Here is a 22,021-nt window from a genome sequence, read left to right as displayed (position 1 = left end):
GACGGCCTGTTCGGAACGGCCGACCGGGCGCTCCGGAGGCCGCGACGGGCACGGGCTCACCAGGTGGGCGGGCTCGCGATCGCGCGGGCGAGGACGTCGTCCAGGACGCGGGCGGTGGTCTCGACGTCGTACGTGGAGTTGTCGATGATCGGCAGGCCCGAGCCGTACCAGCCGGCCATCCGGCCGTGGATGGCGGCGACCTCCTCGTCCGAGAGGCGCCGGTTGCCGCTGCGCTGGGCGTTGCGCTCCAGGACGACCTCCAGGCCGGGCAGGAGGACGACGGGCAGCAGGCCGGGGCCGACGTGGCGCTTCCAGCCGCCGAGGCCGACGACGGGCCGGTCCGGGAAGACGGCGTCGTCGACGATGCAGGAGATGCCGTTGGCGAGGAAGTTGCGCGCGGCGAAGCCGCAGGTGCGGCGGGCGAGCCGGTACTGCGCCTCGGAGTGCTCGTTCCATCCGGACTGCGGGTCGGCGAAGCCGGAGCAGACCCATTCGCGGACGTCGTCGAGGCTGATGTGCGCGGTGGGCACGCGGCGGCGCTGCGCCCAGTGCCGGGCGACGGTCGTCTTGCCGGCCCCGGCGGGGCCGATGAGCAGCACGGCCAGGGTCGCGCCGCCGGTCCCGGCCCCGTGCTCCACGGGCGGCGCGAGGGGCGCGCCCACGGGCGGCAGCGGGACGTGCCCGGTGGGCTCGGCGCGGTGGGGCGGCGGGGCGGCGGGGTACTGGGGGGCCGCGAGGGGCTGGGGGACGGCGAGCGGCCGGGGCGCCGGGGCGTGCCCGGACCCCTGGTGGCCGGGTATGCCGCCGGAGGCGCCCGTGCCCCATCCCTGCCCTCCCGGTCCCGGCCCCGCGGGGGAGGACGGGGCCTGCGGGTGCGGGGAGGCCGTGCGCGGAGGCGCCGGGGGCGGCGGCGGGGCCGGGTGCCGGGGCGCGGCCGTCCCGTGCGGGACGGCCGGATGGACGCCGAGGCGGGGGCCGGCGCCCGGTCCCGTCCCCGGTGCCGGATAGGAGGTGTCCGCCGGTCCGGGCGGTCGGCCGCCGTCTCCCGCCCCGGGAACGGGGCCGGGCGTCCCGCCCGGCCGCTCGTGCGGTGGCAGCGGACCCCCCACTGCGTGCTGCATCCGGTGCCACTCCGTCTCGTACGCCTGTTGTCGTCCGGGACCGGTCGTGTACCCGGACGGCGGAACGTTACCGCCCCCGGCCCCCACAGGGGGAACGGCCGGGGGCGCTTCCCGGTGCCCCGTCAGTCGGACAGTTCCTCGGCGAGCGCCCGCAGCGCCAGCCGGTAGGAGCCGATGCCGAACCCGGCGACCGTCCCGGTCGCCACGGCCGCGATCACCGAGGTGTGCCGGAACTCCTCGCGGGCGTACGGGTTCGAGATGTGCACCTCGATGAGCGGCGCCGTCCGCTGGGCGGCCGCGTCCCTCATCCCGTACGAGTAGTGCGTGAACGCCCCGGGATTGATGACCACCGGGACCGAGCCGTCGGCCGCCTCGTGGAGCCAGCGGATCATCTCGCCCTCGTCGTTGGTCTCCCGCACCTCGACGTCGAAGCCGAGCTCCGCGCCGAGGGTGCGGCAGGACTCGACGAGTCCCTTGTAGGAGGTGGCGCCGTAGATGTCGGGCTCGCGGGAGCCGAGACGGCCCAGGTTGGGGCCGTTGAGCACCAGTACCGGACGCGGCTCGCTCACGCCGACACCTCGCCGTAGGCCGCGATGAGGACGGCCGGGTCGGGGCCCTCCAGGACGGTGGGCTTGGCGAGCCCGTCGAGCACGATGAACCGCAGCAGGTCGCCGCGGGACTTCTTGTCGACCTTCATGGTCTCCAGGAGCTTGGGCCACTGGTCGCCGCGGTAGCTGAGCGGCAGGCCGACGGACTCCAGGATCGCGCGGTGCCGGTCGGCGGTGGCGTCGTCGAGGCGCCCGGCGAGGCGGCCGAGTTCGGCGGCGAAGACCATGCCGACGGAGACGGCGGCGCCGTGGCGCCACTTGTAGCGCTCGTTCTTCTCGATGGCGTGGGCGAGGGTGTGGCCGTAGTTGAGGATCTCGCGGCGGCCGGACTCCTTGAGGTCGCCGGAGACGACCTCGGCCTTGACCTTGATCGAGCGGACGAGCAGTTCGGCGGTGTGCGGTCCGGCCGGGGTGCGGGCGGCCTGCGGGTCCTCCTCGATGAGGTCGAGGATCACCGGGTCGACGATGAAGCCGGCCTTGATGATCTCCGCGAGGCCGCTGACGTAGTCGTGGACCGGGAGCGAGTCGAGGGCCGCGAGGTCGCAGAGGACCCCGGCGGGCGGGTGGAAGGCGCCGACGAGGTTCTTGCCCTCGGCGGTGTTGATGCCCGTCTTGCCGCCGACGGCCGCGTCGACCATCGCGAGGACGGTGGTCGGCACGGCGATCCAGCGCACGCCCCGCAGCCAGGTCGCGGCGACGAAGCCGGCCAGGTCGGTGGTGGCGCCGCCGCCGACGCCGACGACGACGTCGGTACGGGTGAAGCCGGTCTGGCCCAGGGCCTTCCAGCAGTAGGCGGCGACCTCGGCGGTCTTGGCCTCCTCGGCGTTCGGCACCTGGATGGCGACCGCCTCGTAGCCCTGGTCCGCGAGGTCGGCGCGCAGCGCCTCGCCGGTGTCGGCGAGCGCCTCGGGGTGGATCACGGCGACCCGCTTGGCCCGGTCGCCGATCAGGGTGGGGAGCTCGCCGAGGAGCTGCCGGCCGACGAGCACCTCGTACGGATCCGTGCCCGCGCTGCCGGCCACGTGGATGCGGGTCACGTCCTGGTCCGTCGTCATGCTTCCTTCTTGATTTCCAGTGCCGAGAGGACCGCGTCCGCGACCTCTTCGGGGGTGCGGTCGTCGGTGGCGACGACGGCCCGGGCGACTTCGGTGTAGAGGTGGCGGCGCGCCTCCATCAGCTCGCGCCACTGGCGGCGCGGGTTGACGGCGAGCAGCGGCCGCGCGGTGTTGAGGCCGACGCGGCGGACCGCCTCCTCGACGTCCATGGAGAGGTACGCGACGGGCAGCCCGGCGAGCAGTTCGCGGGTGCCGGCGTCGAGGACCGCGCCGCCGCCGAGGGCGAGGACGCCCTCGTGCTCGGCGACGGCCCGGGCGACGGCGGCCCGCTCCAGGGCGCGGAAGTGCTCCTCGCCGTCCTCGACGAAGATGTCGGAGATCTCGCGTCCCTCGGCGGCGACGATGTCGGCGTCGGTGTCCCGGTAGGGCGCGCCGAGGCGTTCGGCCAGGAGCGCGCCCACCGTGGACTTGCCGGAGCCCATCGGTCCGACGAGGACGACCAGGGGTCCGGCGGTCACCGGATGCGCAGGTTGTCGAGGTACGAGCGCACGTTGCGCCGGGTCTCGGGGACGCTGTCGCCGCCGAACTTCTCCAGGACGGCGTCCGCGAGGACGAGCGCGACCATGGCCTCGGCGACGATGCCGGCGGCGGGGACGGCGCAGACGTCGGAGCGCTGGTGGTGGGCGGCCGCGGCCTCGCCGGTGGCGACGTCGACGGTGGCCAGGGCGCGCGGGACGGTCGCGATCGGCTTCATCGCGGCGCGGACGCGCAGCAGCTCGCCGGTGGTGAGGCCGCCCTCGGTGCCGCCGGAGCGGCCGGAGGAGCGGCGGATGCCCTCGTCGGTCCTGACGATCTCGTCGTGGGCCTTGGATCCGGGCACGCGGGCGAGCTCGAAGCCGTCGCCGACCTCGACGCCCTTGATGGCCTGGATGCCCATGAGGGCGGCGGCGAGCCGGGCGTCGAGGCGCCGGTCCCAGTGGACGTGCGAGCCGAGGCCGACGGGCACGCCGTAGGAGAGGACCTCGACGACGCCGCCGAGGGTGTCGCCGTCCTTGTGGGCCTGGTCGATCTCGGCGACCATCGCCTTCGACGCGTCGGCGTCGAGGCAGCGGACCGGGTCGGCGTCGAGCTTCTCCACGTCCGCCGGGGTCGGGTAGACGCCGTACGGGGCCTTGGCGGCGGCGAGCTCGACCACGTGGGAGACGATCTCGATGCCGGCGGCCTCCTTGAGGAAGGAGCGGGCGACGGCGCCGAGGGCGACGCGGGCGGCGGTCTCGCGGGCGCTGGCGCGCTCCAGGATCGGCCGGGCCTCGTCGAAGCCGTACTTCTGCATGCCGGCGAGGTCGGCGTGGCCGGGCCGGGGCCGGGTCAGGGGCGCGTTGCGGCCCGTCTCCTTGAGCTCCGAGGGGTCGACCGGGTCGGCCGACATGACCTTCTCCCACTTGGGCCACTCGGTGTTGCCGACCATGACGGCGATCGGGGAGCCGAGGGAGAGTCCGTGCCGGACGCCGCCGAGGAAGGTGATCTCGTCCTGCTCGAACTTCATGCGGGCGCCGCGTCCGTAGCCGAGGCGTCGCCGCGCGAGGTGGTCCGCCACCAGCTCCGTGGTGACCGGGACACCGGCGGGCAGACCCTCAAGGGTCGCGACCAGCGCGGGTCCGTGGGATTCGCCGGCCGTCAGCCAACGCAACCTGCTCAACGATGCTCCTCATGCTCGCGCCTGGCACTGCGACGGCGCGCCCGGGTGCGCGGCCCTGGCCCGCCACCCCCGATCCTCCCACGTCCGGAGCGCCCCCTTGGACCCCCGTCCAGCTATCGGACGGGAGTCTCGGACTCCGGGACGGTTTCTCCAGCGTCCGGATCGACGGACCTGTTTCGCAGCCGGGAGAGGAGGCTGTACGCGGCGGTCGAGCCGCCGAGCCCGAGGACGGTGTACCGCACCCACGCGGGCAGGTCGCTGAAGAACCCCACGTACAGAAAGCGCGCCAGGTCGAAGGCCGCGTCCCACCTGGACGCCAGCAGTGTGTCCCCGTTCATGTCCCCCCTTGGGCGCCGGTCGGTCCCCGGCGCCGACGGGAGCCTACCGGGCGGCCAGCGCCCGCTCCCCCGCCGCCCTCATGGCCGCGAGCGGGGCGGGCGCGCGGCCCGTCATCAGCTCGACCTGGAGGACGGCCTGGTGGACGAGGAGGTCGAGGCCGCCGACGACCTCGCCGCCGCGGTCGGACCAGGCGGCGGCCAGCGGGGTCGGCCAGGGGTCGTAGAGGACGTCGAAGAGGGTGCCGACGGCGTCCGGGACGGCGGTGGCCAGGGCGTTCGTCGTGCCGGCGGGGGTGGTCGCGATGACCAGCGGGGCATCGAAGGCCTCCGCCGCGCGCTCCCAGTCGGCGGTGCGCACGTCCACGCCGAGCCGCTCGCCCCAGCCGCGCATCTCCTCGGCCCGCGCCTCGCTCCGTACGTACGCGGTGACGGGACCGGCGCAGATGCGGGCGAGGGCGGCGAGCGCGGAGGAGGCGGTGGCGCCGGCGCCGAGGACGGCGGCGGCCTCCACCTTCTCGACGCCCCGCTCGCGCAGGGCGGCGATCATGCCGGGGACGTCGGTGTTGTCGCCGGTCCGCCGTCCGTCCTCGTGGAGGACGACGGTGTTGACGGCCTCCACGGACGCGGCCGTGTCGCCGACCTCGTCGAGCAGCGGGATGATCGCCCGCTTGAGCGGCATGGTCAGCGAGAGCCCGGCCCAGCTGCCGTCCAGCTCGCCCACGAACCCCGGAAGGGCCGCCTCGTCGACCTCGAAGCGCTCGTACGACCAGTCGTGGAGGCCGAGTTCGGCGTACGCGGCGCGGTGCAGGACCGGGGAGAGGGAGTGGGCGATGGGCGATCCCAGGACCGCCGCGCGGCGCTGCTTGCTCACTGTCCCTGCTTCCGTTGCTTCTCGTACTCCGCGACGTTCCGGTTGTGCTCCTCGTTCGTCACGGAGAAGACGGTCTTGTCCTCGTTGATCGAGACGAAGTAGTACCACGGGCCGGCCGCGGGGCTGATCGCGGACTGGAGCGCCTCCATGCCGGGGTTGCTGATGGGCCCGGGGACGAGTCCGGTCACCTTGTACGTGTTGTACGGGTCGTCGATCTTGCGCATGTCCTCGACCGTGCCGACGTCGAGGGTGCTCTGCCCCTTGAGGTAGTTCACCGTCGAGTCGAACTCCAGGCGGCCCACGGTCTCCATGTTGCCGGGCTTGAGCCGGTTGTAGACCACCCGCGCGACCTTGTCGAAGTCGTGCTTGTACTTGCCCTCGACCTGCACGAGGCTCGCCACCGTCAGCAGTTCCCAGGGCCCCTTGAGGCCGACCGCCTTCGCCTTCCCGTCCAGGCCCAGCTTCCCGTACTCCTGGTTCGCGCGGGCCACCATCTTGCGCAGGGCGTCCTCGGGCTTGCCGCCCTTCGCGACCGGATAGCTCGCCGGGAAGAGGAATCCTTCCAGCGGGTCCTTGATGTCGGGGTGCTGCTTGGCCCACTCGGGCAGGCCCAGGGAGTCCGCCTTCGCGAGCGCGACCTCCTTGGTGGTGCCGGGCTTGAGGTCCAGGCGCTGGTCGAGCGTCTCGTAGACCCAGACGTTCCGCTTGCCCTCGGGGATGACGAGGTTGGCCTGGCTCGCCGGGTCGAGCATCAGGGTGACGGCGCTCTCCGCCGACATCTCCTTCTTCAGCGTGTAGACGCCGGCCTGGATCGAATTGCCCTTGGGGTTCTTGAGCTGCGCCGAGGTGAAGGCGTCGACGCTCTTGACGACGCCGGCCTTCTTCAGGATGTTGCCGATGTCGGAGCCGTACGACCCCTTCGGGATCTCGACCTGGACCTCGCCGCTGCCGCTGCCCGCGTAGTCCGGCACCTCGGCGAACCGGCCCTGCCAGAACTGGTAGCCGAAGTAGCCGACGCCGCCGACGCCGCCGACCAGGACGACGGCGACGACCAGACAGGCCACGCCGTTCTTGCCCTTGCGCTTCTTGTCCTTGCCACGGCGGTCGCGGTCGTCGCCGCGGGAGCCCCGGCCGCGCGCCGGCTCCTCGTCGTACGCGTCGTCGTAGTCGTCGTCGCGGTCGTCTCTTCCGCCACGCCCGGCGCCGCGGTCGTCCCCGCCGGTGAAGAAGGGATGATTCTCCTCCTCCGGTTCCGGTTCCCGGCGCGGCTCCTCCTCCGGCGCCCAGTCGGCCACCGGCTCCGGCGGGTCCTGCCGGTGGCCGGGGGGCCGGGGCGGCGGGTAGGCCTCGGGCGTGCCGTACAGGTCCGGGTTCTGGCCGCCGTACGGATCGGCCGGGGGCGCGCCGTACGCCATCGCCGCCTGGCCGGACTCCCAGCTCCCGTCGTACTGCTGTCCGAGGTGCTCGGGCGTGTCGTAACCGCCCTGGTGCTCCGCCCCGTACTGCTGCTGGTACTGCTGCTGGTCGTACGGCTGCTGCTGCCGGTACTGCGGCTGGTAGTGCTGCTGCTGGTACTGCGGATCTGCGTAGGCCTGCGGCTCGTGCTGCTGGTACGGGTCGCCCCCGTACCCCTGGCCGCCCTGCGCGTACGGGTCCTGGTGACCGTGGCCGCCCTGCTCGTACGGGCTCGCCTGCTGCGGATGCGGGTACTGCTGTCGGCCCTCCCACCCCTGGTCCCCGTAGAGCGGGTCCTCGGGGTGCCACGGTTCGGAGCCCGGGCCCCGGCCATACTCAGTCATCGATCCCCAAACAGCCGCGAGGCTTCCGGACGATCCGCCTCTACGTAGTACGGCAGCTGTTCGAACACCGCCGCATCGCGCGGAACGTTACCGTATCGCGATCAGATGACCACTTCGACGCCCTCACCGGGAGGATTACCCGATACCCGTTCGGACTCAAGGGCGTTCTGAAGGATGATCACGGCGGCGGCCTGGTCGATGACCGACCGGCCCTTCTTCGACTTCACCCCGGAGGCCCGCAGGCCCTGGGTGGCGGTGACCGTCGTCATCCGCTCGTCGACCAGCCGGACCGGCACGGGGGCGATGCCCTTCGCCATCTCCCGGGCGAAGGCGCGGACCTTGGTCGCGGCCGGGCCCTCCCGCCCGCTGAGCGAGCGGGGCAGGCCCACGACGACCTCGATCGGCTCGTACTCCTCGACGATCTGGCGGAGGCGCCGGTGGGCGGCCGGGACGTCGCGTCCCGGCACGGTCTCCACCGGCGTGGCGAGGACCCCGTCGGGGTCGCACGAGGCGACCCCGATCCGGGCGTCCCCGACGTCCACCGCGATGCGGCGGCCGCGGCGCATCGTCACGCCGTCTCCACCACGAGGCGCTCGACGGCGGCGATGGCCTCGCCGACGGCCTCCGGGTTCTGGCCGCCGCCCTGGGCGACGTCCGGCTTGCCGCCGCCACCGCCGCCGAGGGTCTTGGCGGCCGTGCGGACCAGCTCGCCGGCCTTGAGGCCGCGCTCGCGGGCGGCCTCGTTGGTGGCGATGACCGTCAGCGGCTTGCCGTTGACGGTGGTGAACAGGGCGACGACGGCCGGGCGGCCGCCCGAGACGCGGCCGCGCACGTCGAGGACCAGCCTGCGCAGGTCGTCGGCGGTGGTGCCGTCCGGGACCCGGCCGGTGACCAGGGCGACGCCGCGGACGTCGCGGGCGGAGTCGACGAGGCCGGCGGCGGCCTGGAGGACCTTCTCCGCGCGGAACTTCTCGATCTCCTTCTCGGCGTCCTTCAGCTTGCCGAGCATGGCGGAGATCTTCTCCGGCAGCTCCTCGGGGCGGCCCTTGACCAGCTCCTGGAGCTGGGCGACGACCGTGTGCTCCTTGGCGAGGAAGTTGTACGCGTCGACGCCGACGAGGGCCTCGATGCGGCGCACGCCGGAGCCGATGGAGGACTCGCCGAGCAGCTTCACCAGACCGAGCTGGGCGGTGTTGTGGACGTGGGTGCCGCCGCACAGCTCCTTGGAGAAGTCGCCGATGGTGACGACGCGGACCTGCTCGCCGTACTTCTCGCCGAACTCGGCGATGGCGCCCTGGCGCTTGGCCTCGTCGATCGGCATGACCTCGGCGTGGACCTCCAGCTCGCGCGAGAGGACCTCGTTGATCTTCTGCTCGACGTCGGTGAGGACGGTGCCGGGGACGGCGTTCGGCGAGCCGAAGTCGAAGCGGAAGCGGCCGGGCTGGTTCTCGGAACCGGCCTGGGCGGCCGTCGGGCCGAGGGCGTCGCGCAGGGCCTGGTGGGTGAGGTGGGTGGCCGAGTGGGCGCGGGCGATGGCCCGGCGGCGGCGCACGTCGATGGCGGCGTAGGCGGTGGCGCCCACGGTCACCTCGCCGACCTGGACGGAGCCCTTGTGCACCGAGACGCCCGGGACCGGCTGCTGCACGTCGCGGATGTCGATGACGGCGCCGCTGTGCAGCTTGATGCGGCCCTGGTCGGCGATCTGGCCGCCGCCCTCGGCGTAGAACGGGGTGCGGTCGAGGACCACCTCGACCTCGTCGCCCTCGGTGGCGGCCGGCGAGGGGACGCCGTTGACGAGGAGGCCGACGACCGTGGTCTCGCCCTCGGTGTTGGTGTAGCCGGTGAACCGGGTGGCGCCGCTGGTGTCGGCGATCTCCCGGTACGCGGTCATGTCGGCGTGGCCGGTCTTCTTGGCCTTGGCGTCGGCCTTGGCCCGGTCCCGCTGCTCCTTCATCAGGCGGCGGAAGCCGTCCTCGTCCACGGAGAGGCCCTGCTCGGCGGCCATCTCCAGGGTGAGGTCGATCGGGAAGCCCCAGGTGTCGTGGAGCAGGAACGCCTTGTCGCCGGAGAGGACCGTGCCGCCGGAGGCCCTGGTCTCGGTGACGGCGGTGTCGAGGATGTTGGTGCCGCCCTTGAGGGCCTTCAGGAAGGCGGCCTCTTCGGCGAGGGCGACGGTCTCGATGCGCTTGCGGTCGGTGACCAGCTCCGGGTACTGCTCGCCCATCGTGTCGATCACGGTGTCGACGAGGTCCTGGACGACCGGGCCGGTGGCGCCGAGCAGGCGCATGTTGCGGACGGCGCGGCGCATGATGCGGCGCAGCACGTAGCCGCGGCCCTCGTTGCCGGGGGTGACGCCGTCGCCGATGAGCATGACGGAGGTGCGCATGTGGTCGGCGACCACGCGGAGCGAGACGTCGCTCTCGTGGCTCCTGCCGTACTGGACGCCGGTCAGCTCGGTGGCCTTGTCGATGACGACCTTGAGGGTGTCCGTCTCGTACATGTTCTGGACGCCCTGGAGGATCATCGCCAGGCGCTCCAGGCCGAGACCCGTGTCGATGTTCTTCGACGGCAGCTCGCCGAGGATCGGGAAGTCCTCCTTGTCGGAGCCCTCCCCGCGCTCGTACTGCATGAAGACCAGGTTCCAGATCTCCACGTACCGCTCGTCGTTGACGGCCGGGCCGCCCTCGACGCCGAACTCGGGGCCGCGGTCGTAGTTGATCTCGGAGCAGGGGCCGCAGGGGCCGGGGACGCCCATGGACCAGTAGTTGTCCTTCTTGCCGAGGCGCTGGATGCGCTCGGCGGGGACGCCGACGACGTCGCGCCAGATCTGCTCGGCCTCGTCGTCCTCCTGGTAGACGGTGATCCAGAGCTTCTCCGGCTCCAGCCCGTAGCCGCCGTGCTCCACCGGGGTGGTCAGCAGCTCCCAGGCGAGCTTGATGGCGCCTTCCTTGAAGTAGTCGCCGAAGGAGAAGTTGCCGCACATCTGGAAGAACGTGCCGTGGCGGGTGGTCTTGCCGACCTCTTCGATGTCGGGGGTGCGCACGCACTTCTGCACGCTGGAGGCGCGCGAGAAGGGCGGCTTGACCTCGCCCAGGAAGTAGGGCTTGAAGGGCACCATGCCGGCGGGGACGAGGAGCAGAGTCGGGTCGTCCGCGATGAGCGACGCCGAAGGGACGACGGTGTGCCCGCGCTCCTCGAAGAAGCTCAGCCAGCGGCGGCGGATTTCAGCCGACTCCATCAGTGGTCCTCATTCCGGTTGTACGAACGCGTAGGCGGGGTGAAGTACGAAGGTGTGACGGGACCGAGCTCGGTCCTGCGGCGGGGCTCCGGAAGCTCCCGGCCCTGTGCGGCGGCCGGGTCGGCGGAGGCGTCGAGTCCGAGCGCCTCCCCCAGTTCGGCCTCCCGCTGGACCATGCCCGCCCTCACGTCGAGGGCGAAGTCCTTGAGCCGGTGGCCGGCTTCGACGGCCTTGTTCGCGGCCTGGGCCGCGAGGCTCTCGGGGGTCAGCTGCTTCAGCTTCCGGTTGACCTTGCTGGTGGCCCACACGCCGGCGGCTGCGCCGGCCGTGAACCAGAACGTGCGGCGGAACATCGCGGCTCAGCCCTTCTGCTTCCGCCGTCGCGCGGACGGCACGGTGCGGCCGACGATCACAGTGCGGCGCGCGGAGGCGCGCGGCGCCTCCTCCCCGTCCCGGCTCCGGCCGAGCGCCCGGCGCACGCCGTAGCCGAAGGCGGCCACCTTGACGAGCGGGCCGCCGAAGGTGGAGGCGACGGTGGTGGAGAGCGCGGAGGCGTTGGAGGTGACCTCCTGGACGTCCGAGGCGATGGCGTCGACCCGGTCGAGCTGGGTCTGCGCCGAGCGCACGGTCGCGGAGGCCTCGGCGAGCAGGGGAACGGCCTGCTCCGTCACGTCCGCCACGAGCTTGGTGGTCGCCCTGAGCGTCTGCGCCAGTCTCGCCAACGCCACGGCGAGGAAGGAGACGAGGATCGCCCAGAAGACGGCCACCAGGATCCCGGCAACCTCTCCACCGGTCACGCTGCACCGCTCTCTGCTGTCGTTGGGCCTTGTGAAAAGTCGTCCCCCGACCCTATCGCGCCCGGGCCGTCGCGCCGTACCGCATTACCGTGCGCGAAGCGCCCGTCACGGGATCCGGTTGTACGCGGTGCGCGCGGGTGAGTACGCTCCGTGTCCCATGCGACGGAGCAATCTCCCGGCGGAGCTGAACCGGTTCGTCGGACGGGCCGCCGAGCAGGCCGCACTGGCGGCGCTCCTCGGGACGTCCCGCCTGGTCACGGTCGTGGGTGTGGGCGGGGTCGGCAAGACGCGGCTCGCGCTGCGGACGGCCGCGGGGGCGCAGAAACGCTACGGCGACGGGGTGCGGCTCGCCGATCTGGCGCCGCTGCGCGATCCGGACCTGGTGGCGCACGCCCTGGCCGAGGCGCTCGGTCTGACGGACCACACGCCGAGGCCGCCGCGCGAGGCCCTGGTGGAGCACCTCGCGGAGCGGCACGTCCTGCTGGTGCTCGACGGCTTCGAGCACCTGGTGGAGAGCTGCGCCCCGCTGGTGCGGGAGCTGCTCGCGCACGCGCCCGGGCTCACCGTCCTCGCGGCCGGGCGCAGGCCCCTGCGGGTGGCGGGCGAGACGGTGTTCCCGCTGGCCCCGATGGACGAGGCGGACGCGGTGGCGCTCCTCGCGGAACGGGCGGCGGAGGCGGGCGCGGCGCTCCCGGAGGGCACGCCGACGTACACGAGCGGCGCGGTCGCGGGCTCCGGCCTCGCGATCCCCGTAGAAGCCGTAGCACCCGCAGCGCCCGTAGCATCCGAAGTCACCGAAGTCGTCAGGGAGTTGTGCCGTCGGCTCGACGGGATTCCGCTCGCCCTCGAACTGGCCGCCGGGCGGCTGCCCCTGCTCTCCCCCGAGCAGGTGCTGCTCCGGCTCGACGACCGCTTCCGGCTCCTCGCGGACGGCGAGCGCGGGGCGCTCCCCCGCCACCGGGCGCTGCGGACGGCGATCGGCTGGAGCCACGAGCTGTGCACGCCGAGGGAGCGGCTGCTCTGGGCGCGGCTCTCGGTGTTCGCCGGGCCCTTCGACCTGGAGGCGGTGGAGTACGTGTGCGGGGGCCGCGAGCTGCCGCCGGAGCGGATCCTGGACCTGCTCGGGGGGTTGCTCGCGCAGTCCCTCGTGTCGCGGGAGGACACGCCGGCGGGCCCCGCCTACCGGATGCTGGGCACGGTCGCCGCGTACGGGGCGGAGTGGCTGGCGGCGCTCGGCGACACGGAGCGGATGCGGCGCCGGCACCGCGACTGGTACATGGGCCTGGCCACCTGGTGCGAGCTGGAGTGGTTCAGTCCGCGCCAGGCGGAGGTGGCGGCGCGCACGGACGTGGCGCTGCCCGATCTGCGGGCCGCCCTGGAGCTGTGTCTGGAGCTGCCGGAGGACGCGCACCTCGCCCAGCACCTGGCGGGCACGCTCTGGTTCGCCTGGGCGGGCTGCGGGCGCCTCTCGGAGGGCCGGTACTGGCTGGACCGGGCTCTGGCGCTCGAACCCGGGCACCAGGAGGCGCGGTTGAAGGCGCTGTGGGTGCTCGGGTACGTGGCGATCCTCCAGGGGGACGGCACGGCGGCGGTGGCGGCGCTCCACGAGTGCGGGGAGCGGGCCGGGTCCTCGGGGAACGCGCTGGCGGAGGCGTACGCGACGCACCGGATGGGCTGTCTGGCGCTGCTCACGGACGACACGGCGCGTGCGGAGGAGCTGATCGGGCGGGCGCTCGATTCCTACCGGGAGCTGGGCGAGCTGAACAGCAACGTGCTGATGGGCCGGGTCGAGGTGGCGATGGCGCGGGCCTTCCGGGGTGATCTGGAGGGGGCGGTCGCCCTCTGCCGGGAGGTCCGGGAGATCTGCGAGGAGCGCGGGGAGCTGTGGACGCGGGCGTACGCGCTCTACGTCCTGGCGTACGCGGCGTGGACCCGGGACGCGTACGGGGAGGCGCGGGAGCTGCTGACCGCGTGCGTCTCGATCAACCACGCCTTCCACGACCTGGTGGGGCTCGTCCTGGCGGTCGAGCTGCTCGCGCTCGTGACGGCGAGCGAGGGGGATCCGGTGGAGGCGGCGGTGCTCCAGGGGGCGGCGGTGCCGATGTGGGACACGGTGGGCGTCCGGCTCTTCGGCTCGGAGTCGTTCGGCGGCCCGAGGGAGCTGTGCGAGGGGCGGGCGCGCGAGGCGCTGGGTCCGCGGGCGTACGAGGAGGCGTTCCGGGAGGGCCGGGGGCTCTCGCCGGACGCGGTGGTGGAGCGTGCGCTGGCCGGGCGCCGGGATCCGGCCGCGGGCGGCCCCGCGGCGCCGCGCCCGTTCCGTACGGGCCGGTCGGCGGAGGTCCCGGGAACGCGGAAGCCCGCCGGCTCCCCCACCGGAAAGGGCGGGGAAGCGGCGGGCTGAACACCGCGTGGGTGGTACCGCGCCTGCGTCAGCGGGCGTAGTACTCGACGACCAGCTGCTCGTCGCAGATGACCGGGATCTCCTTGCGGTTCGGGTCGCGGTCGAGGCGGAACGCCAGCGCCTTCAGGTTGACCTGGAGGTAGCGGGGGGTCTCGCCGTCGGCGGCGAAGCCACCCTCACGGGCGACCTCGAACAGCGGCTTGGTGCGGCTGCGCTCGCGGACCATGACGACGTCGTCCGGACGGACGCGGAAGGACGGCTTGTCGACCTTCTGGCCGTTGACCTGGATGTGGCCGTGGACGACCATCTGGCGGGCCTGGTAGATGGTGCGGGCGATGCCCGAACGCAGGACCAGGGCGTCGAGGCGACGCTCGAGCTCGACGACCAGCGCCTCGCCCGTCTTGCCCTCGGCCTTCTTGGCGCGGTCGTAGGCGCGGGCCATCTGGCGCTCGCTGATGTCGTACTGGGCGCGCAGGCGCTGCTTCTCGAGCAGACGGACCTTGTAGTCCGAGTTCTGCTTGCGACCACGGCCGTGCTCGCCCGGCGGGTACGGGCGGGCCTCGAAGTACTTGACGGCCTTCGGCGTCAGCGCGATACCGAGCGCACGGGACTTCTTGACCTTGGGACGCGACTGGTTAGGCACGTTCTCCAGACCTCCGTTGTAGGTTAGGTTAGGCTCACCTTACTCAAGGAGATCGCATGTCTCGCCCGGGGAACACCACGCGCATCACGGACGGCAACACAAAGAACGACGCCCATTCCATGGATGAAGCCCTGGATGGCATCGATACGACGGAGGTCCGATCAGCTCATGGTCAGCCGCGTCCCAGCGGACTTGAAATCGCGCGGATGCCGTCAGCAGCCGAGCGCACACGAACTCTCGTACAGAGTACATGCTCCGGCGTCCTGCTGATTCCGGGGGCCGAGGGGCACCGGCCCGAGCAGCTCGCGCCCGAGGCGCGGGCCGTGGGGCCCGACGGTGAGATCTTCCTGCTCTACGCCGCCGACGCCCCGCCCGTACGGGCCGCCACGCACGCCCAGGACGACGAGCTGCCGGTCGTCCTGGAGCTCACGGACGTGGCCCCCGTCTCCGTCCCCCACCGCATCCGGGGCCGCGCCTGGGTCTCCGGCTGGCTCACCTGTCTGCCCGGTGTCGCCGAGAAGGGCCGCATGATGCTGCGCCTGGAGGTCGGGGAGGCGCGCGTGGACGACCTGTGGGGCACCGCCGGGATCGACGCGGAGGAGTTCGCCGCCGCTGCGCCCGATCCGCTGCACGCCCACGAGACGGAGCTGCTCCAGCACCTGGCGGCGGCCCACGGCGACCGGCTGCGGGAGCTGACCTCGCTGCTCGGCGAGCGCTCGGCCGCCCTCGTCCCCACCCGGGACGTGGCCCCGCTCGCCCTCGACCGCTTCGGCCTGCGGGTCCGCTTCAGCGCGGGCCCCGGGGACTGCTTCGACGCCCGCTTCGACTTCCCCGAGCCCGTGCGGGAGGTCGCGGAGCTGCGCCGCGAGATGCACCGGCTCTTCGAGGCCGCCCGCGCCTGAGCGCGTCTACTGCCGCTCGTCGCCCTTCAGGCGCGCCCGCGTCCACTCCACCACGTCCGCGTACCTCGCCTCCCCGCCGTGGCGGGTGGGCTCGTAGTACCGGCGGCCGTGGATCGTGTCCGGGGCGTACTGCTGGGCCGCGATGCCGCCCGGCACGTCGTGCGGGTAGACGTAGCCCTGCGCGTGGCCGAGCTTGGCCGCGCCCTTGTAGTGGCCGTCGCGCAGGTGCGCCGGGACCGGGCCCGCGAGGCCGCCCCGCACGTCCGCGAGGGCGGCGCCGATCGCGGTCGTCGCCGCGTTCGACTTCGGGGCCAGGGCCAGGGCGATGGTGGCGTGGCTCAGGGTCAGCGCCGCCTCGGGGAAGCCGATCATGGCGACGGCCTGGGCGGCGGCCACGGCGATCGGCAGGGCGTTCGGATCGGCGAGGCCGATGTCCTCGCTCGCGGAGATCATCAGGCGCCGCGCGATGAAGCGCGGGTCCTCCCCCGCCTCGATCATCCGTGCCAGGTAGTGCAGGGCCGCGTCCACGTCCGAGCCCCGGATCGACTTGATGAGGGCGCTGGCCACGTCGTAGTGCTGGTCGCCGTCCCGGTCGTACTTCACGGCCGCCCGGTCGACGGTCTCCTCGACCGTCTGGAGGGTGATCTCCGCCTCCCCCTTGGCGATCGCCGCGCCGGCGGCGGCCTCCAGGGCGGTCAGGGCGCGGCGGGCGTCGCCGCCCGCGACCCGCAGGAGGTGGGCCTCGGCGTCCTCCGGCAGGGTCACGGCCCCGCCGAGTCCGCGCTCGTCCGTGAGCGCCCGGGCGAGCAGGCCCCTGAGGTCCTCGTCGGTCAGCGGCTCCAGGGTGAGGAGCAGCGAGCGGGAGAGGAGCGGGGAGATCACCGAGAAGTACGGGTTCTCGGTGGTGGCGGCGATCAGCGTCACCCAGCGGTTCTCGACGGCCGGCAGGAGGGAGTCCTGCTGGGCCTTGGAGAAGCGGTGGATCTCGTCGAGGAAGAGGACGGTCTCCTTGCCGTAGCCGCCCACCGCGCGCCGGGCCCCGTCGATGACGGCCCGGACCTCCTTGACGCCGGCGGTGATCGCGGACAGCTCCACGAACCGCTTGTTCGTGGCCTTCGAGACGACGTACGCCAGGGTGGTCTTCCCGATGCCCGGCGGGCCCCAGAGGATCACGGAGGAGGCGCCGGCGGGGCCGCCGTCGCCGTCCCCCACGAGCCGGCGCAGCGGCGACCCGGGCTTGAGCAGGTGCTGCTGCCCCACCACCTCGTCGAGGGTGCGGGGGCGCATCCGGACGGCCAGCGGGCTGCTGGACGGGTCCTTCTCCTGGCGGTCTTCGGCGGCTGCGGTAAAGAGGTCGGGCTCCACGTTCATGAAGCCTAGGTCACGCCGCCGACAACGGAGCCGGGATCAGCTCGTCCAGAAGTCCCACCAGCGGGTCAGGATCAGCATGCCGATGATCCCGATGTGCAGGGCGGGCAGGACCCAGGTGAACTCGCCGAAGAAGGTCTTCAGCCATGCCGGGGCGGGGAGCACGCCGTGGCGCACGTTGTGCGAGGTCACGTACCAGAACATGACGATGGTCCCGACCCAGGCCAGGCAGCACCACAGGCAGAGCGCGTTGATCTCGTACAGCGACTGGTAGGTGAGCCAGGCGCAGAAGCCGACGCCGAAGAGGGTGCCGGCGTTGAGGCCGAGCCAGTACCAGCGGCGGTAGCGGGCGCCGGCGAGGAGCCCGACGCCGATCGCGACCACCATGCCGTACGCGACGAGGCCGATCATCGGGTTGGGGAAGCCGAAGACCGAGGCCTGCTCGCTCTTCATGACGTTGCCGCAGGAGACGACCGGATTGAGGCTGCACCCGGGGGTGAAGCCGGGGTCCTCCAGGAGCTTGAACTTGTCGAGCGTGATGACCCAGGCGGCGAGCAGTCCGGCCGCGCCGGTGATCACCAGGAGCCAGGAGAAGGCGCGGCTCGCTCCGATCGTGCCGGGTGCCGGGTCGTCCACCGCTGCTTTCGTCATGTTTCCGATCCATCGCTCGCGGGCTGCCGGTCACGGACATTCTGCCGTACGGAGGCCCGTGCCCACCGTTCGCCGGACATAAGGAAGGGGCCCGGCCGCTCGCGCGAACCGGACCCGTTTCCGTGCGTACGACCGGGCGTCAGGCCAGCTTGGTCCGTACCGCGTCCAGGAGGCCGTCCAGGGCGACGGCCTGCTGCTCGCCGGTCTCCATGTCCTTGAGCTGGACGACGCCCTCGGCGAGGTCGCGCTCGCCGGCGACGACGGCGAGGCGGGCGCCCGAGCGGTTGGCGTCCTTCATGGAGCCCTTGAGGCCCTTGCCGCCGAAGGAGAAGTCCGCGGCGACACCGGCCCTGCGCAGCTCGGTGACCTTGCCGAAGAGGATCCGGCGGGCCTCCTCGCCGAGGGCGACGGCGAAGACGCTGGTGGCGGAGGGCAGGTCGAGCGCGACGCCTTCGGCCTCCAGGGCCAGGACCGTGCGGTCCACGCCGAGCGCCCAGCCGACGGACGGCAGCGCGGGGCCGCCGATCATCTCGGAGAGGCCGTCGTAGCGTCCGCCGCCGCCGACCGCCGACTGCGAGCCGAGGCCGTCGTGGACGAACTCGAAGGTGGTGCGGGTGTAGTAGTCGAGGCCGCGCACCAGCTTGGGGTCGTCCTCGAAGACCACGCCCGCCGCGGTGATCAGGGCGCGCACCTCCTCGTGGTACGCCTTGCACGCGTCGCACAGGTAGTCGCGCAGGAGCGGGGCGCCGACGAGCTGCTTCTGCACGGCCTCGCGCTTGTCGTCGAGGACGCGCAGCGGGTTGATCTCGGCGCGGCGCAGGGTGTCCTCGTCGAGGTCGAGCCCGCGCAGGAAGTCCTGGAGGGCCTCCCGGTAGACGGGGCGGCACTCCTTGTCGCCGAGCGAGTTCAGCAGGATGCGGAAGTTCCGCAGGCCGAGGGAGCGGTAGGCCTCGTCGGCCAGGATGATCAGCTCGGCGTCGAGCGCCGGGTCCTCGGCGCCGATCGCCTCGGCGCCGACCTGCGAGAAGTGGCGGTAGCGGCCCTTCTGCGGGCGCTCGTAGCGGTAGTACGAGCCGGAGTACCAGAGCTTGACCGGCAGGTTGCCCTGCTTGTGGAGGTTGGCCTCCAGGGCGGCGCGGAGCACGGAGGCGGTGCCCTCGGGACGCAGGGCGAGCCGGTCGCCGCCCTTGGTCTCGAAGGCGTACATCTCCTTGGTCACGATGTCGGTGGACTCGCCGACGCCGCGGGCGAAGAGGTTCACGTCCTCGAAGCCGGGGGTCTCGACGTAGCCGTAGCCGGAGCGGCGCAGGGGGGCCGCGATGGCCTCGCGGACGGCGAGGTAGGTCGCCGAGACCGGCGGGATGAGGTCGTACGTGCCCTTGGGGGCCTTGAAGGTGCTCACGTGAGTCGTCACATTCCTCGTCGGGGAGCGTCGGGGCTCCCGAGGCCGGAGGCCACCTGCCTGAGGTAGGGGTTGGTGGCGCGCTCCTGGCCGATGGTCGTCTGGGGACCGTGTCCCGACAGCACCACGGTCGAGTTGTCGAGGGGCAGGCACACGCGGGCCAGCGATCCGAGCATCTCGTCCATGTCACCGCCGGGCAGGTCGGTGCGTCCGACGGAGCCGGCGAACAGCAGGTCCCCGGAGAAGAACACGGAGGGGACCTCCGTGGTCTCGGGCATCCGGAAGGTCACCGACCCCTTGGTATGGCCGGGCGCGTGGGCGACGGAGAACTCCAGACCCGCGAGCTGCAGCGCGGAGCCGTCGGCGAGCTCGCGCACGTCGTCGGGCTCTCCCACGGTCAGCTCGCCCATGAGGGGCATCCCGATGGAGCGGCCGAGGGCCTTCTCCGGGTCGCTCATCATGTAGCGGTCGGACGGGTGGATCCACGCGGGGACGTCATGGGCGCCGCACACCGGGACGACGGAGGCGACGTGGTCGATGTGTCCGTGGGTGAGGACGACGGCGACGGGCTTGAGCCGATGCTTCTTCAGCGTCTCCTCGACACCCTGCGCGGCCTGGTGGCCGGGGTCGATGATCACGCACTCCTCGCCCGCGGCGGGGGCGACCAGGTAGCAGTTGGTCCCCCAGGCCCCGGCGGGAAAGCCGGCAATCAGCACGTTCGTCCTTGGATGTCGTCCGGCGCGGGGCGCGGAAATCACGGGAATGACGGGATTCAGCAGATCAGAGCCTACCGGCGGTGCCGGTTCCACAGCCAACCCGTATACGGTACGGGCACATCCGGCCAGGACAGGAACAGACGAGCGACAAGGAGCGGACCGGTGGTCAGCAGCGATCAGCGGCGGCGGCAGCTTGCCAGGGAGAAGTACGTACGGCAGCAGCAGCGGCGGGAGGAGAAGCGCCGCAAGGACAAGCGCCGCAACACCGTCGTCGCGGCCGTCCTCGCGGTGGTGCTGGCCTCGGGTGGCGCCGTGTACGCCTCGGTGGCACTGTCGGACGGTTCGAAGAAGGGCTCGGACAGCGCGTCCGGCGACGCGCCCACCACCCCGACCCCCTCGCCCTCCCAGGAGTCCGCGAACCCGGAGCCGAAGCTCACCGTGGACCGGAAGGCCACGTACGCGATGGCGCTCGAGACCAACCTGGGCGACGTCACGATCACCATGGACGCGTCGAAGACCCCGCACACGGTGAACTCCTTCAAGCACCTCGCGGACAAGAAGTACTTCGACGGGACGAAGTGCCACCGGCTCACCACGAAGGGCATCTTCGTGCTCCAGTGCGGCGACCCCGAGGGCACCGGCTCGGGCGGTCCCGGCTACACCGTCCCGGACGAGAACCTGGGCGCCCTCGGCAAGGCCGGCGCGGACGGCACGGTGACCTTCCCGGCCGGCACCGTGGCCATGGCCAACACCGGGCAGCCGGGCACCGGCGGCTCGCAGTTCTTCCTCGTCTACAAGGACACCAAGCTGCCGCCGACCTACACCCCCTTCGGGAAGATCGACGCGGCCGGCCTCAAGACGGTCCAGGAGGTCGGCGCGGCCGGTGTCGAGGGCGGCGCCACGGACGGCGCCCCCAAGAAGGCCGTGACCATCGAGAAGGCCGCCGTCACGAAGAAGTGAGCCCGCGCGTCCGCACCGGCGGGCCGACCGTCGAATCTCGGTCGCGCTGAGTGCGGACAGCCGGGCCGCCGTTCGCCTAGATTGGCGGTGTGCAGCGTGGGCCGTCGGCCGCGCTGCGGAAGGCGGGCGAGGCCCGCCGGGAAACTGTGGACGATGCCCGGGGGGTACGACCCCGCGACGGCATCATGGTGAGGAGGCGCTGTGAGCAGCGACCCGTGGGGCCGCGTCGACGAGACGGGCACCGTGTACGTGCGGACGGCCGGGGGTGAGCAGGTCGTCGGATCGTGGCAGGCCGGCACCCCCGAGGAGGCCCTGGCCTACTTCGAGCGCAAGTACGAGGGCCTGGTGGTCGAGATCGGCCTCCTCGAGAAGCGGGTGAGGACCACCGACCTCTCGGCGAAGGACGCCACCGCGGCGATCGAGCACATCCGGCACCAGGTCGACGAGCACCACGTCGTCGGTGACCTGGCCGCGCTCTCCGCCCGGCTGGACAAGCTCGTCGAGACGGTGGAATCGCGCCGCGAGGAGCGCCGGGCCCAGAAGGCGAAGCAGGCCGACGAGGCGCGCGCCGCCAAGGAGAAGCTCGTCACGGAGGCCGAGGAGCTGGCCCAGAGCGAGCAGTGGCGTTCGGCGGGCGAGCGGCTGCGGGCGCTCGTGGACACCTGGAAGGGCCTCCCCCGGCTCGACCGCAAGTCCGACGACGAGCTGTGGCACCGCTTCTCGCACGCCCGCTCGGCGTTCTCGAAGCGCCGCAAGGCCCACTTCGCGTCCCTGGACGCGCAGCGCGAGGACGCCCGCAAGGTGAAGGAGCGCCTGGTCGCGGAGGCGGAGTCCCTTTCGAACTCCACCGACTGGGGGACCACGGCGGCCCGCTACCGCGAGCTGATGACGGACTGGAAGGCGGCCGGCCGCGCCCAGCGCGAGCACGAGGACGACCTGTGGAACCGCTTCCGCGGCGCCCAGGACGTGTTCTTCGCGGCGCGCGGCGAGGTCTTCGCCGAGCGGGACGCGGAGCAGGGCGAGAACCTCAAGCTGAAGGAGGAGCTGGCGGCCGAGGCCGAGAAGCTCGTCCCGGTGTCGGACCTGAAGGCGGCCCGCGCGGCCTTCCGCTCCCTCAACGAGCGCTGGGAGGCCGTCGGTCACGTCCCGCGGGACGCCCGTCCCAAGGTCGAGGGCCGGATGCACGCGGTGGAGCGGGCGATCCAGGAGGCCGAGGAGGCCGAGTGGCGCCGGACGAACCCGGAGGCGCGCGCGCGTGCCGCGGGTCTGACCGGTCAGCTCCAGGACGCGGTCGAGAAGTTGCGCAAGCAGATCGACGCGGCCCGCGCCGCCGGCAACGACGCCAAGGCCGACAAGCTCTCGCGCGAGCTGGAGGGCCGCCAGGCCCTGCTCGACCAGGCCCTGAAGGGTCTGGAGGAGTTCAGCGGCTGATCCGTCCGTACGGAAAGGAGG

At 72.6% G+C, this 22,021-nt stretch carries 21 protein-coding genes; 4 read left to right on the top strand and 17 right to left on the bottom strand.

The genetic code is table 11. The features are described 5' to 3' along the window. Nucleotides 1-56: 56 nt before the first annotated feature. The 12 genes from ACIP5O_RS28840 to ACIP5O_RS28785 all read right to left on the bottom strand — a co-directional run bounded on the left by ACIP5O_RS28840 (nt 57) and on the right by ACIP5O_RS28785 (nt 11,526). A complete protein-coding gene (locus ACIP5O_RS28840) occupies nt 57-1,121 on the bottom strand; it encodes an AAA family ATPase (protein WP_401298236.1) in 1,065 nt (354 codons plus the stop codon). A 122-nt stretch (nt 1,122-1,243) separates the two neighbouring features. Next, nucleotides 1,244-1,690, bottom strand: a complete 447-nt coding sequence (gene aroQ / locus ACIP5O_RS28835; protein WP_356548980.1) for a type II 3-dehydroquinate dehydratase — start codon at nt 1,688-1,690, stop codon at nt 1,244-1,246. Continuing rightward, nucleotides 1,687-2,784 (bottom strand): 3-dehydroquinate synthase, encoded by a 1,098-nt coding sequence (gene aroB / locus ACIP5O_RS28830; protein WP_401298233.1) that lies wholly within the window; start codon nt 2,782-2,784, stop codon nt 1,687-1,689. The genes aroQ and aroB overlap by 4 nt, the downstream gene beginning before the upstream one ends. Further along, nucleotides 2,781-3,302, bottom strand: a complete 522-nt coding sequence (locus ACIP5O_RS28825; protein ID WP_401298231.1) for a shikimate kinase — start codon at nt 3,300-3,302, stop codon at nt 2,781-2,783. Before ACIP5O_RS28825 ends, aroB begins: the two co-directional genes overlap by 4 nt. Continuing rightward, nucleotides 3,299-4,483 carry a chorismate synthase gene (gene aroC, locus ACIP5O_RS28820; protein WP_401298229.1) on the bottom strand — a complete coding sequence of 395 codons (1,185 nt, stop codon included), beginning with the start codon at nt 4,481-4,483 and terminating at the stop codon, nt 3,299-3,301. The genes ACIP5O_RS28825 and aroC overlap by 4 nt, the downstream gene beginning before the upstream one ends. 113 nt (nt 4,484-4,596) lie before the next feature. Beyond that, complete coding sequence (locus ACIP5O_RS28815) at nt 4,597-4,821, bottom strand: hypothetical protein (RefSeq protein ID WP_401298227.1); 225 nt, start codon at nt 4,819-4,821, stop codon at nt 4,597-4,599. Between the two features lie 43 nt (nt 4,822-4,864). Next, nucleotides 4,865-5,692 carry a shikimate dehydrogenase gene (locus tag ACIP5O_RS28810; RefSeq protein ID WP_401298224.1) on the bottom strand — a complete coding sequence of 276 codons (828 nt, stop codon included), beginning with the start codon at nt 5,690-5,692 and terminating at the stop codon, nt 4,865-4,867. Continuing rightward, entirely contained in the window at nt 5,689-7,491 is a 1,803-nt protein-coding gene (gene mltG, locus ACIP5O_RS28805; RefSeq protein WP_401298222.1) for an endolytic transglycosylase MltG, read from the bottom strand. Before mltG ends, ACIP5O_RS28810 begins: the two co-directional genes overlap by 4 nt. A gap of 101 nt (nt 7,492-7,592) precedes the next feature. Further along, nucleotides 7,593-8,057, bottom strand: a complete 465-nt coding sequence (ruvX, locus tag ACIP5O_RS28800; RefSeq protein WP_123954413.1) for a Holliday junction resolvase RuvX — start codon at nt 8,055-8,057, stop codon at nt 7,593-7,595. 2 nt (nt 8,058-8,059) lie between these two features. Then, the gene (gene alaS, locus ACIP5O_RS28795) at nt 8,060-10,729 is read right to left on the bottom strand and encodes an alanine--tRNA ligase (RefSeq protein ID WP_401298219.1); all 2,670 of its coding nucleotides are present in this window, start codon (nt 10,727-10,729) and stop codon (nt 8,060-8,062) included. Further along, nucleotides 10,729-11,082 (bottom strand): DUF6167 family protein, encoded by a 354-nt coding sequence (locus tag ACIP5O_RS28790; RefSeq protein ID WP_401298216.1) that lies wholly within the window; start codon nt 11,080-11,082, stop codon nt 10,729-10,731. Before ACIP5O_RS28790 ends, alaS begins: the two co-directional genes overlap by 1 nt. A 6-nt stretch (nt 11,083-11,088) precedes the next feature. Beyond that, nucleotides 11,089-11,526 (bottom strand): DUF948 domain-containing protein, encoded by a 438-nt coding sequence (locus ACIP5O_RS28785; protein WP_356548988.1) that lies wholly within the window; start codon nt 11,524-11,526, stop codon nt 11,089-11,091. A 157-nt stretch (nt 11,527-11,683) separates the two neighbouring features. On the opposite strand from ACIP5O_RS28785, the gene ACIP5O_RS28780 reads away from it, so the two are divergent. Continuing rightward, entirely contained in the window at nt 11,684-13,927 is a 2,244-nt protein-coding gene (locus tag ACIP5O_RS28780; protein WP_401298213.1) for an ATP-binding protein, read from the top strand. 28 nt (nt 13,928-13,955) lie between these two features. Here the strand turns inward: ACIP5O_RS28780 and rpsD are convergent, their stop codons facing one another. Next, nucleotides 13,956-14,570, bottom strand: a complete 615-nt coding sequence (gene rpsD, locus ACIP5O_RS28775; RefSeq protein WP_030214918.1) for a 30S ribosomal protein S4 — start codon at nt 14,568-14,570, stop codon at nt 13,956-13,958. 206 nt (nt 14,571-14,776) lie between these two features. Here rpsD and ACIP5O_RS28770 point away from each other — a divergent pair, with 206 nt between their 5' ends. After that, entirely contained in the window at nt 14,777-15,472 is a 696-nt protein-coding gene (locus tag ACIP5O_RS28770) for a DUF2470 domain-containing protein (RefSeq protein WP_401298209.1), read from the top strand. A 6-nt stretch (nt 15,473-15,478) separates the two neighbouring features. On the opposite strand, the gene ACIP5O_RS28765 is transcribed toward ACIP5O_RS28770, so the two are convergent. From ACIP5O_RS28765 to ACIP5O_RS28750, 4 genes are all read right to left on the bottom strand, one after another. After that, entirely contained in the window at nt 15,479-16,837 is a 1,359-nt protein-coding gene (locus ACIP5O_RS28765; RefSeq protein WP_401298274.1) for a replication-associated recombination protein A, read from the bottom strand. A gap of 42 nt (nt 16,838-16,879) precedes the next feature. Next, nucleotides 16,880-17,491, bottom strand: coding sequence for a vitamin K epoxide reductase family protein (locus tag ACIP5O_RS28760; RefSeq protein ID WP_401298206.1), 612 nt, complete (start codon nt 17,489-17,491; stop codon nt 16,880-16,882). A gap of 139 nt (nt 17,492-17,630) precedes the next feature. Next, on the bottom strand, nt 17,631-18,893 hold the full coding sequence (hisS, locus tag ACIP5O_RS28755; RefSeq protein WP_401298204.1) for a histidine--tRNA ligase: 1,263 nt from the start codon (nt 18,891-18,893) through the stop codon (nt 17,631-17,633). 8 nt (nt 18,894-18,901) lie between these two features. Beyond that, nucleotides 18,902-19,609 (bottom strand): MBL fold metallo-hydrolase, encoded by a 708-nt coding sequence (locus tag ACIP5O_RS28750; RefSeq protein WP_401298201.1) that lies wholly within the window; start codon nt 19,607-19,609, stop codon nt 18,902-18,904. A gap of 162 nt (nt 19,610-19,771) precedes the next feature. On the opposite strand from ACIP5O_RS28750, the gene ACIP5O_RS28745 reads away from it, so the two are divergent. Continuing rightward, nucleotides 19,772-20,569 carry a peptidylprolyl isomerase gene (locus tag ACIP5O_RS28745; RefSeq protein ID WP_401298198.1) on the top strand — a complete coding sequence of 266 codons (798 nt, stop codon included), beginning with the start codon at nt 19,772-19,774 and terminating at the stop codon, nt 20,567-20,569. A 201-nt stretch (nt 20,570-20,770) separates the two neighbouring features. Beyond that, complete coding sequence (locus tag ACIP5O_RS28740) at nt 20,771-22,000, top strand: DUF349 domain-containing protein (RefSeq protein ID WP_401298196.1); 1,230 nt, start codon at nt 20,771-20,773, stop codon at nt 21,998-22,000. The last annotated feature ends 21 nt before the right edge of the window (nt 22,001-22,021 follow it).

It is taken from the genome of Streptomyces sp. NPDC088915 (assembly GCF_044749825.1).
Classification (GTDB): domain Bacteria; phylum Actinomycetota; class Actinomycetes; order Streptomycetales; family Streptomycetaceae; genus Streptomyces.
This window is presented reverse-complemented; position numbering and strand designations above follow the sequence as displayed.

Bases quoted from the DNA above. Each gene is read 5' to 3' on its own strand.
- ACIP5O_RS28790 (WP_401298216.1), bottom strand. From the start codon at position 11,082: ATGTTCCGCCGCACGTTCTGGTTCACGGCCGGCGCAGCCGCCGGCGTG.
- ACIP5O_RS28840 (WP_401298236.1), bottom strand. From the start codon at position 1,121: ATGCAGCACGCAGTGGGGGGTCCGCTGCCACCGCACGAGCGGCCGGGC.
- ruvX (WP_123954413.1), bottom strand. From the start codon at position 8,057: ATGCGCCGCGGCCGCCGCATCGCGGTGGACGTCGGGGACGCCCGGATC.
- ACIP5O_RS28760 (WP_401298206.1), bottom strand. From the start codon at position 17,491: ATGACGAAAGCAGCGGTGGACGACCCGGCACCCGGCACGATCGGAGCG.
- aroB (WP_401298233.1), bottom strand. From the start codon at position 2,784: ATGACGACGGACCAGGACGTGACCCGCATCCACGTGGCCGGCAGCGCG.
- ACIP5O_RS28770 (WP_401298209.1), top strand. From the start codon at position 14,777: ATGCCGTCAGCAGCCGAGCGCACACGAACTCTCGTACAGAGTACATGC.
- ACIP5O_RS28780 (WP_401298213.1), top strand. From the start codon at position 11,684: ATGCGACGGAGCAATCTCCCGGCGGAGCTGAACCGGTTCGTCGGACGG.
- alaS (WP_401298219.1), bottom strand. From the start codon at position 10,729: ATGGAGTCGGCTGAAATCCGCCGCCGCTGGCTGAGCTTCTTCGAGGAG.
- ACIP5O_RS28815 (WP_401298227.1), bottom strand. From the start codon at position 4,821: ATGAACGGGGACACACTGCTGGCGTCCAGGTGGGACGCGGCCTTCGAC.
- mltG (WP_401298222.1), bottom strand. From the start codon at position 7,491: ATGACTGAGTATGGCCGGGGCCCGGGCTCCGAACCGTGGCACCCCGAG.